Origin of the sequence: Nocardioides sp. NPDC087217, assembly GCF_044744805.1 — a bacterium.
GTDB lineage: Bacteria > Actinomycetota > Actinomycetes > Propionibacteriales > Nocardioidaceae > Nocardioides.
This window is the reverse complement of the sequence record NZ_JBIUZB010000004.1, coordinates 47,233-62,376: the sequence shown is the minus strand read 5'-3', so window position 1 is coordinate 62,376 and position 15,144 is coordinate 47,233. Positions and strand designations below refer to the sequence as shown.

General features: G+C 70.0%; 13 protein-coding genes and 1 pseudogene. 5 read left to right on the top strand and 9 right to left on the bottom strand.

What is annotated here, in order from left to right; translation table 11 throughout:
• Window positions 1–10 precede the first annotated feature (10 nt).
• From ACIO3S_RS18360 to ACIO3S_RS18320, 9 genes and pseudogenes are all read right to left on the bottom strand, one after another.
• The gene (locus ACIO3S_RS18360; protein ID WP_400466588.1) at window positions 11–1,039 is read right to left on the bottom strand and encodes an MCE family protein; all 1,029 of its coding nucleotides are present in this window, start codon (window positions 1,037–1,039) and stop codon (window positions 11–13) included.
• Window positions 1,036–2,049: an MCE family protein gene (locus ACIO3S_RS18355; protein WP_400466585.1), complete on the bottom strand. Its 1,014-nt coding sequence runs from the start codon at window positions 2,047–2,049 to the stop codon at window positions 1,036–1,038. Before ACIO3S_RS18355 ends, ACIO3S_RS18360 begins: the two co-directional genes overlap by 4 nt.
• Window positions 2,049–3,080: an MCE family protein gene (locus ACIO3S_RS18350; protein ID WP_400466583.1), complete on the bottom strand. Its 1,032-nt coding sequence runs from the start codon at window positions 3,078–3,080 to the stop codon at window positions 2,049–2,051. Before ACIO3S_RS18350 ends, ACIO3S_RS18355 begins: the two co-directional genes overlap by 1 nt.
• Window positions 3,077–4,357: an MCE family protein gene (locus ACIO3S_RS18345; RefSeq protein ID WP_400466580.1), complete on the bottom strand. Its 1,281-nt coding sequence runs from the start codon at window positions 4,355–4,357 to the stop codon at window positions 3,077–3,079. Before ACIO3S_RS18345 ends, ACIO3S_RS18350 begins: the two co-directional genes overlap by 4 nt.
• Window positions 4,354–5,196, bottom strand: coding sequence for an ABC transporter permease (locus tag ACIO3S_RS18340; protein ID WP_160026635.1), 843 nt, complete (start codon window positions 5,194–5,196; stop codon window positions 4,354–4,356). Before ACIO3S_RS18340 ends, ACIO3S_RS18345 begins: the two co-directional genes overlap by 4 nt.
• A 1-nt stretch (window position 5,197) precedes the next feature.
• Window positions 5,198–5,920 carry an MlaE family ABC transporter permease gene (locus ACIO3S_RS18335; RefSeq protein ID WP_400467539.1) on the bottom strand — a complete coding sequence of 241 codons (723 nt, stop codon included), beginning with the start codon at window positions 5,918–5,920 and terminating at the stop codon, window positions 5,198–5,200.
• 603 nt (window positions 5,921–6,523) lie between these two features.
• A pseudogene (locus tag ACIO3S_RS18330) lies at window positions 6,524–6,967 on the bottom strand (ABC transporter ATP-binding protein); the annotation flags it as partial.
• A 145-nt stretch (window positions 6,968–7,112) separates the two neighbouring features.
• Window positions 7,113–8,414, bottom strand: a complete 1,302-nt coding sequence (locus tag ACIO3S_RS18325) for a helix-turn-helix domain-containing protein (protein WP_400466577.1) — start codon at window positions 8,412–8,414, stop codon at window positions 7,113–7,115.
• Between the two features lie 176 nt (window positions 8,415–8,590).
• The gene (locus ACIO3S_RS18320; protein ID WP_400466574.1) at window positions 8,591–9,595 is read right to left on the bottom strand and encodes a hypothetical protein; all 1,005 of its coding nucleotides are present in this window, start codon (window positions 9,593–9,595) and stop codon (window positions 8,591–8,593) included.
• A 250-nt stretch (window positions 9,596–9,845) separates the two neighbouring features.
• Here ACIO3S_RS18320 and ACIO3S_RS18315 point away from each other — a divergent pair, with 250 nt between their 5' ends.
• The 5 genes from ACIO3S_RS18315 to ACIO3S_RS18295 all read left to right on the top strand — a co-directional run bounded on the left by ACIO3S_RS18315 (window position 9,846) and on the right by ACIO3S_RS18295 (window position 14,974).
• A complete protein-coding gene (locus ACIO3S_RS18315) occupies window positions 9,846–10,490 on the top strand; it encodes a hypothetical protein (RefSeq protein ID WP_400466571.1) in 645 nt (214 codons plus the stop codon).
• A gap of 80 nt (window positions 10,491–10,570) precedes the next feature.
• Window positions 10,571–11,212 (top strand): hypothetical protein, encoded by a 642-nt coding sequence (locus ACIO3S_RS18310; RefSeq protein WP_400466568.1) that lies wholly within the window; start codon window positions 10,571–10,573, stop codon window positions 11,210–11,212.
• Window positions 11,213–11,392: 180 nt separating this feature from the next.
• Window positions 11,393–12,610 (top strand): helix-turn-helix domain-containing protein, encoded by a 1,218-nt coding sequence (locus ACIO3S_RS18305; protein ID WP_160026628.1) that lies wholly within the window; start codon window positions 11,393–11,395, stop codon window positions 12,608–12,610.
• 18 nt (window positions 12,611–12,628) lie between these two features.
• On the top strand, window positions 12,629–13,633 hold the full coding sequence (locus ACIO3S_RS18300) for an HAD family hydrolase (protein WP_400466565.1): 1,005 nt from the start codon (window positions 12,629–12,631) through the stop codon (window positions 13,631–13,633).
• Window positions 13,634–13,747: 114 nt separating this feature from the next.
• Entirely contained in the window at window positions 13,748–14,974 is a 1,227-nt protein-coding gene (locus ACIO3S_RS18295) for a lytic transglycosylase domain-containing protein (protein ID WP_400466562.1), read from the top strand.
• The last annotated feature ends 170 nt before the right edge of the window (window positions 14,975–15,144 follow it).

Genomic DNA, 15,144 nt, shown 5'->3' with positions numbered 1-15,144 from the left:
GAGCGCGACATCACTGCTCCTCTCCGACACCGGGAAGCAGGACCGGTGGCGCGTCCTCGGAGGTCTGGCCGGTGAGGCCGTCGCCGGACCAGACGCTCAGCTCGTTCAGGTTGGTGCGGCCGACGAGGCTGTTGGTCGCCGGGTCGTAGGCATTGACGTACTTCTGCAGCACCAGCGGGATCGTGGCGACCGCCTCCTCGAGCGACTCGTTCTGGTCGACGAGGACCTGGGTCGGGCCCTGCAGGTTCTCGACGCTGGTGCGCATCTCGCCGCGGTTGTCCTTGATGAACGACTCCAGCAGGGCGAGCGCCTCGCCGAGGTTGCTGACCGCGGAGGCCAGGTCGTCGCGGTCCTTGGCGAGGTACTCGGTGACCTGCGCGAACCGGCGGTTGGCGTCCTCGACCCCGTCGTCGTGCTCGAGCAGGGTCTGGTTGAAGGTGTCGAGGTTCTCCACGGTGGCGAAGAAGTCCTGGTCGATGCCGGCCAGGGTGGCCGACGCATCGGCTCCTTCCCGGATCACCTGGTTGATGTCGGCGCCCTGCCCGTCGAGGTTGGCCGCCATCACCTCCAGGAACCGCGAGAGCGCACCGTTCTTGTTCGCGCCGTTGGGACCGAGCTGGTCGCCGGCCTCGGTCAGCGAGGCGTAGAGGTCGTCGATCTCCACCGGCACCGCGGTCTCCTCGATGACGGTGCCGTCGCGGAGCTCGGGCCCGTCGACGTACGGCTCGGTGAGCTGGACGAAGCGGTCCGAGACCAGCGTCGGCGCGACGATCACCGCCGAGGTGTCGGCCGCGGCGGTCTGGCCGGGGTCGAGCGTCATCGAGACCTTCACATGCTCGCCGGCCGGGGTCACCGCGGTCACCTCGCCGACCGGTACGCCGAGAATCTGCACGTCGGAGCCGGGATAGAGGCCGACGGAGGCCTCGAAGAGCGCGGAGAACGTGGTGCCCTTCCGCCCCTCCCGGATCCCGTACGCAGCACCCCACCCGATCGCGCCGACGACGGCGATCACGAGGAGCCCGGCGATGAGCCGTCTCATCTCGTCCCTCCTGGCTTGCAGTCACGCTGGACGTCGTTGTCGAGCACCGGTGCGTTGTTCTCGTCGAAGAGGCCGCAGCCGTAGACGTCGATCCACGGCCCGTTGCTCATCGAAGCGCCGATCACCCGGTAGTAGGCGCCGATCTGGGAGAGCGCCTTGTCGAGGTGGTCCTGGTTGCGCTGCAGGATCTCGGAGACCTGATCGAGCTTCTTCAGGGCCGGCTGGAGGCGCTTCTGGTTGTCCTCGACCAGACCGGTGACCTGCTTGGCGAGGTCGTCGGTGTAGGTGAGCATCTGGTGGATCGCCTGCCGGCGGGCGGCGAGCTCCTCGAGCAGCTTGTCGCCGTCCTCGATCAGGATCCCGATCTCCTCGTTGCGCTCGGCGAGGGTGCCGGTGACCTCGGTCGTCGTCCTCATCAGCTCGGCCAGCTCCTGGTCCCGCGAGGAGATCGTGCGGGAGAGTCGGGTGAGGCCGGAGACCATGCCGCGTACGTCCTCGGGGGTGTCCTCGAAGACCTCCGAGAGGGCGTCCATCGACTGCTCGACCTGGGCCATGTCGATCTCCCCGACGGTGGTGGAGAGGTCGGAGAAGGCGGCGTTGACGTCGTAGGGAGTCGTGGTCCGGGAGACCGGGATCGGCTCGCGGAGACGGCCCGAGCCGCCCGGGTCCAGGGCGAGGAACTTGCGTCCGAGCAGCGTCTTCACCTTGATCGACGCGGTGGTCTGCGAGCCGAGTGAGACGTCCTTGGCCCGGAACCTGATCAGCACCTTGTCGCCGTCGAGCTCGAGCTCGGAGACCTCGCCGACCTTCACCCCGGCGACCCGCGCCTCGTCACCGGGACGTATCCCGGCTGCCTCCGCGAAGTAGGCCTCGTAGGTGTCGCCGCCGCCGATGACGGGGAGGTCCTCGGCGTAGAAGGTGGCGAAGAAGACGCCGGTCATGGCCAGGATCCCGACCACGGCGATGACGATCTTGTTGCGTTCGGCGAACGACTTCGGATAGCGGGCCATCATTGGCACCTTCCTGCCGGCGAGTCCACCCCGAGGTCGCCGTAGTAGCCCTCGGGTCTCGGGATCCGCCCGTCGATGGAGCAGATGTAGAAGTTGAGCCAGCCTCCGTAGGTGGCCATCCGGCCGATCTGGTCGGTCTTCTGCGGCATGGTGGTCAGGAACGTGGTCAGTGCCTCGTCGTTCTCAGCGAGGTTCTCCGATACGTCGCCGAGGGAGTCGATCGAGTCGCGCAGCGGCTCGCGGCCCTCCTCCAGCAGCCCGGTGACGCTCTGCGAGAGCTCGCCCATCCCCTCGATGGTCGAGCCGAGCGTCTCCCGGTCGGCGGCCAGCCCGGAGACCAGCCGCTGCAGCGTCACCAGCGTGGTGTCGAGCATCCCGGTGCGCTGGCTGACCACCTCCAGGACCGAGTTGAGGTTGGTGATCAGGTCGCCGATCACCTGGTCGCGGTCGGCGAGGGTCGAGGTCAGCGAGGCCGTCGAGGAGAGCAGCGACTCCACCGTCGCCCCCTCGCCCTGGAAGACCGCGATGATCTGGGCGCTGAGGTTGTTGACGTCCTCCGGGTCGAGGAACTTGAACAGCGGCTGGAAGCCGTTGAACAGCATCGTCAGGTCCAGCGCCGGCTGGGTCTCGTCGAGCTCGAACGTGTAGCCGGCGCGCAACGGGTCGCCGCCCGGAGAGCCTGGTTCGAGTGCGATGTACCGCTGCCCGATCAGGTTGCGGAACCGCAGCTCCGCCCGAGTGCCCTCGACCATCGGCGCCGACTCGGCCGCGGTGAAGACAACCTCGGCGGTGTCGTTGTGGCGCAGCCCGATGGACTGGACGGTGCCGATCTTCACCCCCGCCATCCGCACGTCGTCGCCCTTGTTGAGGCTGGTCACGTCGGTGAAGAGCGCCGTGAACGTACGCCCCGACGAGGTCGATCCGTTGGAGATCGTCGTCGCCAGCCCCGCCATCGCCAGGACCGTCACCAGCGCGAAGATCACCGACTTGGTGAGCGTCACCGCGACCGAGCCGCCGCTGTTGGGTCTCATCGGACGATCACCTCCGTGCCTCGCAGGGTCGGGCCGAGCAGCAGGCTCGACCAGGTCGGATACTCATCAGGTGCCAGGCCTTCCGCTGGTGCCATCACCTCGGCGATCAGCTGGTTCTCGCCCGGGGAGTTCTGCTCGCCGAGCCCCGTGGTCGCACCGAAGGTGCGCACGCGGTCCGTCGGTGGTGCCTCGATCCGCTCGGCGGTGTCGGCCGTCCCGGTGACGGCCGGCTGGCTGCCGGTCTGGCCGGTGACGTACGGGCACCGGGGGCCGCCGGTGCGCAGCTTCGGGACGTAGCCGGAGGGGTAGGGCTGCCGGATCTCCGAGACGCTGACCAGCGCATGGAAGCCGGGCTCGTCGGTGCCCTTGCCGAGGTTCTTGGCCATCACCGGCGCGTAGTCGCGCAGGGCGCTGAAGAGGCAGGGGAAGGAGGAGGCGTACGGGCTGACCGCGCGGAGCGCGTCGCGCGAGGTGTCGGAGAGCACCACGATCGTCTCCCGGTTGCGCTCCAGCCAGCGGTCGGTGTCGGCCGCCGTCGTGGTCACCGACCGGAACGTGTCTGCGAGCTGCTTCTGTTGATCGACCAGAGTCGCCGCGGTCACCGTCATGGTGTCCAGCGCGTCCAGCAGATCCGGCGCCGCCTCCTCGTAGTGCCCCGCGACCCGGCCGAGCGCGGCGAGGTCGTCGGCCATCTGCGGGACCAGCGGGTTGAGCTTCCTCAGGTAGTCCGCCCACGCCGAGAAGACCTCGCCGATGTCGTCGCCGTTGTCGCGCAGCATCGTGGCCAGCTCGCTCAGCGTCGCGCTGAGCTTGTGGGGCTGGATCGCCTTGAGCACCGGGAGCAGCTCGTCGAGCACCTGCTCCAGCTCGACCGCCTCGTCGGAGCGGTCCTGCTCGATGACATCGCCGGCCGACAGCTCCGCCCCTCCCGCCGTCGGCTGCAGCGCCACGTACCGCTCCCCGAAGAGCGTCTTGGGCAGCAGCCGCGCGGTGGTGTCGGCCGAGAGATCGGAGAGGACCTCGGGTTCCAGCGCCAGGGTCAGCTCGGCGCCACCCTCGCGGGCCGAGACGGTGCGGACGGTGCCGACCGGCACCCCACGCAGCTTGACGTCGGAGCCCGCCTGGAGCGCGTTGCCCAAGGTGCCGGTGGTCAGCGTAACCTCGGAGCGGTCGACGAAGGTCTGGTCGTAGGCGAGCCAGGCGCCGAGCGCCACCGCCGCGACCACGGCCAGGTAGCACAGGCCGAGGAAGGCATCGCGGAGCCTCGAGAGCGTCATCCCGCGATCCTCACCGTCGTCGTCGCGCCCCACATCGCCATCGAGAGCGCCAGGTCGAGCAGCGCCACGACCACGATCGTCCGCCGCACCGAGCGCCCCACGGCGATCCCGACCCCCGACGGCCCGCCGCTGGCGTAGAAGCCCAGCCGGCAGTGGATCAGGATGATCAGGATCGAGAAGATCAGCACCTTCCCGAAGCTCAGCAGGATGTCGATCGGCGGCAGGAAGAGCTGGAAGTAGTGGTCGTACGTCCCGGCCGACTGCCCGTGGAAGTAGACCGTCACGATCCGCGAGCCCGCATAGGAGGTCAGCAGCCCGACGACGTAGAGCGGGATGATCGCCACGAAGCCGGCGACGACCCGCGTCGAGACCAGGTAGGGGATCGTGCCCAGCCCCATCACCTTGACCGCGTCGATCTCCTCGTTGATCCGCATCGCGCCGAGCTGGGCGGTGAACCCGGCGCCGACGGTCGCCGACATCGCCAGGGCCGCCACCAGCGGCGCGATCTCGCGGGTGTTGAAGTAGGCGGAGATGAACCCGTTGAGCGTCGAGGTGCCGATCTGGTCGAGCGCTGCGTACCCCTGCATGCCGACGACGGTGCCGACGAAGATGCTCATCCCCGTCATCACGCCGATGGTGCCGCCGATGACCGCGAGCGCGCCGGTGCCGAAGGAGACCTCGGAGAGGATCCGGAGGATCTCGCGCGGGTAGTGCCGGATCGCCGACGGGATCCCGACCAGCACCTTCCCGTAGAACCGGATGTCTCGGCCGGACTGCACCAGCCCGTCCAGCGAGCGGTCCAGGCGCGACCGCTTCTTGACCACATCGACCGTCGCCATCTCAGGCCCCCTTCCCGGGCACGAGCTCGAGGTAGAGCGTCGTGATCACGAAGTTGACGAAGAAGAGGAGCAGGAAGGTGACGACGACCGACTGGTTGACCGCCTCCCCCACCCCCTTCGGCCCGGGCTTGGTGTTGAGCCCCTGGTAGGCGGCAACGAGTCCGGCGATGAGCCCGAAGAGCACCGCCTTGAGCTCGCCCACCCACAGGTCGGAGAGCTGGGCGAGGGCGGTGAAGGAGGAGAGGTACGCCCCGGGCGTCCCGCCCTGGATGATGACGTTGAAGAAGTAGCCGCCGAGGACGCCGACGACGCTCACCAGGCCGTTGAGCAGCACCGCCGCGAGCACGCAGGCGAGCACGCGTGGCACCACGAGCGCCTGGATCGGATCGACCGCGATCACCCGCATCGCGTCGATCTCGTCGCGGATCGTCCGGGACCCCAGGTCGGCGCAGATCGCCGCTCCGCCCGCCCCCGCGATCACCAGGGAGGTCACGATCGGCGCCGCCTGCTGCACGACGGCGAGCACCGAGGCGGCGCCGGTGAACGACTGCGCCCCGATCTGGACCGTCAGGGTGCCGAGCTGCAGCGCGATCACCGCCCCGAACGGGATCGCGACCAGCATCGCCGGGATCCAGGAGACCGAGGTGACGAACCAGAACTGGTCGAGCAGCTCGCGGGCCGCGAACGGTCTGCGGAGCGCCGCCCGGAAGGTGTCCAGGCCCAGTGCGAAGAGCGCCCCGACCTGGTCGAGCCCCCGGCTGACCGGATCCTTGGTCCTGACCGCGGCCGGGGCTCGGTCGACCTCGTCGTCATCGGCGGTGTAGAGCGTCGCGGCTCCGCTCGCCACCCGGTCCGCGTGCCGCGAGGCACCCTCGCGAGGTGCGCCGCTGGCCGGGGCGAGCTGGCGCGGCAGCACCTCGATGGCGCGGGCTCCGGCGCGTACGGTCGCCACGCCTCCGGACGGGTAGTAGGCCTCGCCCTCGACGTAGTCGTCGTTGACCCCGTGGTCGGTCTCCTCGCTCATCCCGATCGGCCCGATCGGGTCGCCGCTCATGAACTGGGAGACGACCGGGTGGTCGGTGAGCAGGAACTCCTCGCGCGGGCCGTACATCACCAGGCGGCGGCGGTAGAGCATGCCGAGGTTGTCCGGCAGCGTACGTGCCAGCTCGATGTTGTGGGTGACCACCAGCATCGTCGCGTCGGTGGCCGCGTTGACATCGACCAGCAGCTGGGCGAGGTTGGCCGTACGCACCGGGTCGAGCCCCGAGTCGGGCTCGTCGCACAGGATGATCGAGGGCTCGGTGACCAGCGAGCGGGCCAGACCGGCGCGCTTGCGCATCCCGCCGGAGATCTCACCGGGCAGCTTGTGCTCCTGCCCCATCAGCCCGACCAGGTCGAGCTTGTCGCATGCGATCTGCTTGACCTCCGCCTCGCGCTTCCGAGTGTGCGCGCGCAGCGGGAAGGCGACGTTGTCGAAGACGCTCATCGAGCCGAAGAGCGCACCGTCCTGGAAGAGCACCCCGAACCGCTTGCGCAGCTCCTGCCGCTGGGACTCCCGCGCCTTGACCATGTCGACCCCGTCGACCAGGCAGACCCCGGCCTCCGGACGCAGCAGCCCCATCAGCGACTTCAGGAACACCGACTTGCCGGTGCCCGAGGGCCCCAGCAGCGCGGTGATCTCGCCCTGGGGCAGCGTGAGGGTCACGTCGCTCCAGATGTTCTGGGACCCGAAGCTCTTGGTGAGCCCGGTGACCTCCACGGTTCCGCCCATCGCGGGACCTCCTGATCTGCCGTTGTGGGGTGTGCTTCGACCCGGACGGTACGTGTGGCACCGGTCACACGGGAGAGGAAATCGAGCCGCCCGACAAATGCGGGCCGGGTTTTGTCACGCGCATGACAAATTGCCCTCGAAGCTCTCAACCGCAGCGCTCGAGCTCGACCCAGTCCAGCGCCGAACTCTCGCGCGCGCCGAGCGCGAAGAGGAGCAGGGTGACGAACTCGGGGTCCTGGAGGCGGCTGCCGAAGGCGGCTCGCAACCGGAGCTTGTGGTTGCGGACCGTGTGCTCGTGGATGCCGAGCTCGGCGGCCAGCGCCGGAGCGTTCGCGCCGGTGAGCAACCAGAGCCGCAGCGTACGCAGCATCGCCCGTCGGTGCTCGTCCTTGAACGCCTCCAGCGGCGCGAGGGCTTCGCTCGCCTCCCAGCGCGAGAGCGTGGGGTCGGCGTTGAGCAGCAGGGCGACGTGGTGGTCCGCGCAGCGCACCACCGGGTCCGCGGGGATCATCCCGGACTCGACGAGGTCCCGGGCGCGTTCCGTCCAGCGGATCGCGGCCGGCACGTCGGCCAGCGGCACCGGCACGGTCACGAAGACAGAGCCGGTACGCGGCCACCCCCGCATCACCGCGCTGACGGCGTCGACGTCGGCCGGGTCGGTGATCACCAGGGCGCGTCGGCCGGCGGTGTCCCACGCGCACCCGCCGGGCAGCTCGACCGGGTGCTCGGCAGATGGCTCGACCGAGTCCAGCGGGATGATGGTGTCGACCGAGCAGACCACCACCGCCGGCGGCAGCTGCCAGCCGACGCGCGCGGCGAGACCATCGATCACCTCGGCGTCCGCCGCACCGGCGAGACCGCGAACGAGCCGGCGCCGGATCCAGCACGGATCCGCCTCGCGGTCACGGACCCCGGCCGCGTACCCGCGGGCGACGTCGTCGAGCAGGATCCCCATGTAGGCGAGCAGGGAGCCGCACAGTGTCCCGCGGACGTCGTCGGGGACCAGCCCCTCGGCCTCGTGACGGATCGCCTCGGCCGCCCGGTGGGTGGCCAGGTCGACGGCCGCCCGGAACCCGTCGAGGCTCCGTTCGGCCAGCGCCTCTCCCTTCCCCATCCCGAAGTACATCGCCGACACCGTCTCCGGGTCGGACGGGATCTTCTCGACCACGTCGGCATAGAGCTCCACGGCGCTGGCGACGGCCTTCGTGATCAAATCCCGACGCCGCTGGGTGGGATGTCGGGAGTAGGCGGCGACCTGGCGCAGGATCTCGTCGGTGATCTGCGGGACCAGCCCGCGGCCGACCCTGCGGATGACCGCGCACTCCGTAGGCGAGACGTGCGGGGCATGGATCTTCTCGGCGAGCTGCCGAGAGGCGCTTCGGCGTGGCAGTCGTGGGCGCGGGACACGCGTTCCGGCGGTCGTCGTCTGGCTCTGCGTCGGACTCATGGATCTACGACTTCTCCCCTCGATCCCCGGCCCGCGGGAGCACTGTGCTTCGTCAGGCCGGCGTCACTCAGTGACGCTCATCACAGAGGACATCGAGCTGATCGACCAGTGCAGGAAGGCCCGATCAGTGCACAAACGCCTCTGAGTTGTCACGCACGTGACAAATTCGGTGGTCGTCACTGACCACTCGTGGGGATCTCCGGGAGCGGGGGAACCTGCGGAGGCAGTACGTCCATGCGGCACGGGACGGACTCGGGGGTCGATGCGCCAGGCGCAGGCGGCAGGTTCTTACCGCCAGGGTTCGGCACCGTGCAGCCGAGAACACCACCCTGATAGGTGCGCAACGGGAATCCTTCGCCCGAAACGGTTGCCGTCAGCAAGCTGGAAAGGTCGTCCCCGCTGGTGGTGACGCACCCCGAGAACGGGGGCACGTCGACGGTACCCGCGAGGAGGCCGCCCGGGCTGAGGTTGAAGAGGCCTTCGTTCCACAGATCTGGCTGCACGCGCGCCGGTACGTTCTGGCTTCCATCCCACCCCATCAGATACCCCTCCCCGGACAGGTCCAGGACTCCCGACTCCCGGGTTCGGCACTCTCCTTGGAAGGGCAGCGATACTCCGTCGACGCGCACCGACATCACGCGCGTACTGACCCGGCCCTTGACCGGGCTGTCTGGAACCTCGACCCCGAACGGGGGAAGCCGGGCGCACGTCAAGGTCTCGAGCTTGATCGGCACAGGGAGCCCGTCAGCTCTCTCCTGTTCCAGGCGTACGGTCGCCTCGACCGGGACGGCGCCGAAGGTGACCGTGCGAACGACGATGTCTGGCGTCTGGCCGTAGTTGTACGCGGACCCTGGCTGAGCGACGAAGTAGATGTTCGCGCCTGCCTTGGTGCACTGCCTGTACTTGGTCGCGTCGAAGCCCTCGACACGTCCCTGGTAGAAGTCGGCGGCCACCGTCATGAGAGGCGTACGCATCCACTGACGCGCCCGCTCCACGTCGGCGAGCGAGGTGTTCGCCGCTCCGGTCCAAGAGGCGTGTCGGAGAGGCAGCTCCTGCTGCTCCGGGGCGGGAAGCCCCGGGTAAGGGCCCTCCTCCGCCTCGCTCGCCCCGAGACCAAGCATCGCGAAGGCGGAGCCGGCGAGAATGGCCAGCGCCGCCGCACGCTGCAGAGTGTGTCGCATACCGCCAACGTGGCATCGCGGATATGCGGACGCAACAAGACCGGCTCGGAAACGTCGGAACCGGTCCCCGGACTTGTCATGCCCATGACAAGTCTCGGGCCGGCGTCCGCATCGGATGTCGCGTACGCGACATCGTGGCGCCCCATTTCGTGGTTTCGGGTAGCTGGCCGTCGACAGCCGGATTCGCCACGCGGGTGAATGAGCCCGACGGAGACAACCAGTCTCCATCGCCATGAAAGGACGACCTTCGATGAAGAAGAAGCTTCTCCTTGTAGGTGCGGCCGCCGCCGCCCTCACCCTCGCCGCGCCGGCGATGGCCAGCGCAGCCCCTCCCTACACCGTCGCCGTAGGCGGCAGCACGGCCGCAGGCAACCATGCCTTCACCGCCACCGCTGTCGGCGGCATCGCCTTCGCCGTCCCGCTCAACGCGATGTTCTGCACCTCGGCCGGCGCCAGCGGTTCCATCCACAGCGGCACCGGGAAGAGCGGGCTCGCCCCCGACCATCTCGCGACCATCTCGTCGACGACCTGGAGCGGCTGCACCGAACAGTTCGGCACCCCGCTGACGGTCACCCACAGCGGCGCCTGGAAGCTCGAGACCAACGACACGTCGGTGACCGCCGCCGCCACCGACCAGGTCGACGGCTGGATCAGCGGCATCAGCGCACGAGTCACCGACTCCACCGGTCTCTGCGACTTCACGGTCACCGGGTCCGCCGACGGTCACTTCGACGAGGCGACACAGCGGCTGGTCGTCGACGAGACCGGCGACGGGTCCCTATCGGTGACGGCGGTCGTCTCCGACTGCCTCGGATCGATCTCGGTCGGCGATCCGGCTTCGTTCAACGGCACCTACAACGTCTCCGTTCCGAACGGCGCCGTCAACGTCAGCTGAGGCCGGTAAGCGAGAGCGGTGCGTCCGAGCGGCGCACCGCTGTCGCGTCTCCCTGTTCCACCATCCCGAAGGATCTCGTCATGTCTCTCTCAACACTCACGAAGCGCCGGCTCGGCCTGCTCGCCGTCCCGGCCGCAGCCACGCTGCTCGCTGTCGCCACGGCCGCACCCGCCCAGGCCGCACCTCTCGACATCCTCTACGACGCCAACGGCACCACGGTCGTCGCCTCGACCGGGTCGCAGCTCCCGGTCGGCCCGGCCGTCCTGGACACGACGCTGGAGACCACGACCGGCGCGTTCACCGGCTCGCTCGCGCTTCCCGGCGCCCGCACCGAGTTCAAGGCGGCGGGGTTCATCCCGATGAGCGCCGACGTCAGCTTCGAGGAGGCCGCCCCCACCACCGGCACGCTCAAGCCCCACCCCGAAGGCGGCGGCAGCTATGTCGAGGCCACCTCCTACTACAACGTACGTCTCACCAACATCAAGGTCGTGGGCTTCCCGACCTTCTCCGGCCCGTTCTGCCGCACCGTCGAGCCGGTGGCCATCCCCGTGGCCACGCCCGAGGGTGAGCGATTCGGGGTCTTCACCGGTGGGCGGCTCACCGGGACGTACTCGATCGGCGACTTCCAGAACTGCGGCCTCAACACCTGGCTGGTCAATGCCCTCGTCCCCGGCGACGGAAACACCATCGAGCTCAACCTCACCAATCCGCGCCAGGGCTGAGCTCTCCCTCCCCGAGTCCGCCGGGTGGCCACACGGCCCCCGGCGGGCTCTGCCCATCCGGCCACCCAACGGCACAGGCGTACCGAATTTCGGGGGCACGCCAAGCAAAGACGTGCCATGGTGGTCGATACCTTCTCGGGCATGTTGGACGAAGGAGTTTGACGTGCGACGGAGCACTAGATGACGCAGACCCACCAGTCCCCCGGACTTCCCGGTTCCGCCGTGTGGATGCTGAAGAGCCTCGAGGGCGAGGTGCGGCCGATCGCGCGCAAGATCACCGGCCACCTGCGCGAGGGGCTCCCGGCTGAGACCGAGGGCTTCGAGGAGCTCATCTTCACCGCTGTGCACGGCGCGATGTCGCACTTCATCGACCTGGGCCTCGGGCGTTCGGCGCCCTACATCGCGATCGACGACCACTTCCGCAAGGTCGGCTTCAAGGTCGCCGCGCTGGGCCAGGACCGGGCCATCGTCGACCAGGGCATCCACATGGCCACCACCGAGCTCTGGGACGAGCTGCGCCGCCGGGCGGTCGAGAACGAGCTCTCCGCCGCTGCGCTGAACGCGCTCAACGAGATGATGACGTCGTACGTCGAGCACCTGACCTCGCAGGTCAGCAAGGGTTTCGAGGCCGGCACCGAGGCTCGGGACCAGGACAACGACGTCGCCCGGGCCCGGCTGATCGACCGGATGCTGTCGGGCGCTTCCGCCGACGAGATCGAGGTGCAGGCGGCGCTGGGCGACTGGGCGCTGCCGGAAAAGGTGACCGTGATGGCGGTCGAGCTCCGTGACGGAGACCGGATCCCCTCCGACGCCCTCTCGGCCACCGCCCTCACCCGCCGCCGCGCGCCGACCCAGGTGGTGATGTGCCCTCCTCACGACACCGAGTCGGTGACCAAGCAGGTCCGGGCCGCGGCACCCAAGGCGCGGGTCTCGGTCTGCTGGCCGGTGCCACCCGGGGACGTACCCGCCGCCTGGCGCTGGGCCAACCGCGCCCTGGCGCTGGTCAACGCCCGGGTGATCCCGGCCAAGCCGGTCATCGACTGCCTCGCCTACCGCACCGAGATCTGGCTCCACGCCGAGCCGGTGATGCGCCGTCAGCTCGCCCAGGAGCTGCTCGAACCCCTGCTGGCCGAGTCGGCCAACTCCCGCGAGATCCTCACCGAGACCCTCCTGGTCTGGCTCGAGACCCGGGAGAGTGCGCCGGCGATCGCGGCGGTCCTCGGCGTGCACCCGCAGACCATCCGCTACCGCTGGAAGCGGATCAACGAGCTCTTCGGGGAGTCCCTGCGCGACCCCGAGTTCGTGACCCAGCTCCTGCTGCTGCTGAAGGCGAGCGTGCCGCTGTGGGTCGCCGGCGACCAGAGCGACTTCGACCGCTACCAGCAGCAGACCGGCTGACCTGGGTCGCTCATGGAGATGTTCGTTCTCGTGGCCGGTGCTGTCGCTGCGTACGTCCTGGGGTCGATGTTTCCGCAGTTCTTCGCGGGCTGGGCCGGGCGACGGCGCGGGATCGAGTCGGTGCCGCGGTCCTCGTGGTCGGTCGCTGCCCGGGTCGACACGGTGGTGCTCGACCGGTGGGGGACGGTGACCACCGGGCGCCTCGTGGTGACCACCGTCGACCCGCTCGATCCCGACCATCTGCGAAATCTGCGCTGGTTCGCGGGAGCGTTGGAGCACGAGGCCGAGGGCCCGATCGCCCGTGCGGTCGCCCGGCTCTCATCGCGGGGCAGGGTCACCGACTTCGGTGTCGTTCCCGGATCGGGGGTGCGGGGGTCGGTGGACCGGCACCCCGTACGCGTCGGGCGGCCGTCCTGGGTCGGCATGGCCGACCGCACCGACCGCGGCACCGTGCTCGGCGTCGAGCTCGACGGGCGGCCGCTGGGCTATCTCGTGGTCGGCGACGAGCCGCGCAAGGATGCCGGGGCGTCGGTGTCACGGCTGACGTCCGCGGGGGTGACACCGGTGCTGGTCTCCGACGACGGCTCCCGCGAGACCGAGGAGCTGGCCGAGACCTGCGGGATCGAGCGATGGCATCCCGAGATCGCCCCCGAGAAGCGGGAGCGGCTCGTCGCCGAACTGCAGGAGCAGGGGCAGGTGGTGGCTTTCGTGAGCTCTCGCCCGGAGGACGCGGAGGCCCAGGCGGTGGCCGACCTGGCCGTGGGCGGGAGCTCCGGCGTACGGCTGACGGACCTCGACGTCCGGCGCGTCGCCGAGCTGGTCTCGCTCGGCCGCGGGGTCGTCCTGGGTCGTCGCTGGGCCGGGCCCGTCGCACTGGTGCCGGCGGTGGCCGGGGCGGTGCTGACGATCCTGGGCGCCGGCTCGATCCTGCTCGCCGCGGGGTGCGCGCTGCTCTGCCTGGTGACCGCGGCAGCGGCCGGGACGATCGCGGTGACGAGGTCCGGAAACTTGTCACGTGCGTGAGTAGTTTCGGGGATTCTCGGCCCGGATCGCGCTCGGCTCGTTGTGGCGGGGCTCACATGATGGCTGGATCGGTGACATCGACCCACCCCGCCCGACCCGAGGATGTGACCGAGGATGACCCCACGACCCGGTCTGCTGTTGAAGGCGGCTGCGCTGCCCGTCGCCGCCGCCACGGCCGCCTGGACGATCCATGCGATCCAGGAGGGCCGGCCCGTCGACGCCGCGGCCAGCGTGCGTCAGGTGCCGGTCGAGGTGCCGGCCCAGGAGCTGCTGCCGCCGGTGAGCGTCTCCGCCGTCAAGCCCATACCCCAGGTCAGCCCCACCCTCGCGGCCAAGCCCGCCGGTTTCGCCGCCAAGGCGGCCGCCGGAGTCATCCCCGAGACCGCGCTCTCCGCCTACCAGCGGGCCGCGACGGTGCTCGCCGACGCCGACCCGGGCTGTCGTCTCGACTGGTCGCTGATCGCCGCCATCGGGCGGGTCGAGTCCGACCACGGCCGCGCCGGGGGTAACACGCTGTCCGCTTCCGGGGTCGCGACGCCGGGGATCTTCGGCGTACCTCTCACCGGGGCCGGCGCGACCGCACGCATCCTCGACACCGACGGCGGCACCTACGACCGCGACCTCGTCTACGACCGGGCGGTCGGGCCGATGCAGTTCATCCCGTCGACCTGGTCCGACGTCGGGGTCGACGCCGACGGCGACGGACGCCGCGACCCGCAGGACGTCGACGACGCCGCGCTCGCCGCCGCGGTCTACCTCTGCTCAGGCTCCGCCGACCTGTCCACCGAGGCCGGGCAGCGCTCGGCGGTGCTGCGCTACAACCACAGCGAGGCGTACGTATCGGCGGTCCTGCAGATCGCCGACGGCTATCGGCTCGGGACCTTCGAGGCACCGACCGACGTCGTCCTGCCGGCCGCGCAGATCCCGGTCACCTCCGCCTCCGACCTCGAGCCGCTCTCCGGCGCCACGCCCAGCTCCCAGCCGCCCCGGCGCTCAGGCGGCTCACCCTCGGGCGGGACGGACACCGGTACGCCCGGCGGCGGCTCGACCACGCCCTCGTCGCCCTCGCCGTCGGGCTCTCCCGGCGATGACGGATCCGTCGTCCCGTCGCCCACCTCGGGCCCGGATCCGACCGGCTCCCCCTCGGAGTCACCGAGCGAGACGCCCACGGAGACGCCGACCGAGACGCCGACCGAGACCCCCACGGTGGATCCGACTCCGACCGAGACTCCGACCGAAGCTCCGACCGAAGCTCCGACCGAGACGCCCACCGAGACTCCGGCCGCGACCGAGTCGGCCGGCGAGTCGACCGGCGCGGAGGCCACAGCGAGCACGTCCTGAGAATCGGGCCCCCAACGTGTTGGCCTCGGCACCTCCGCCCGCGCACCCGTCTCGACCACCGCCCTCCCCCGCTGGTCGAGCCGCCGGAGCCTCGGCGAACGTGTCGGGGGCCAACACCCCTCGGTTACGTTAAATCGCGTTACAACGCCGCCCGGTGCGGGCACACTGGA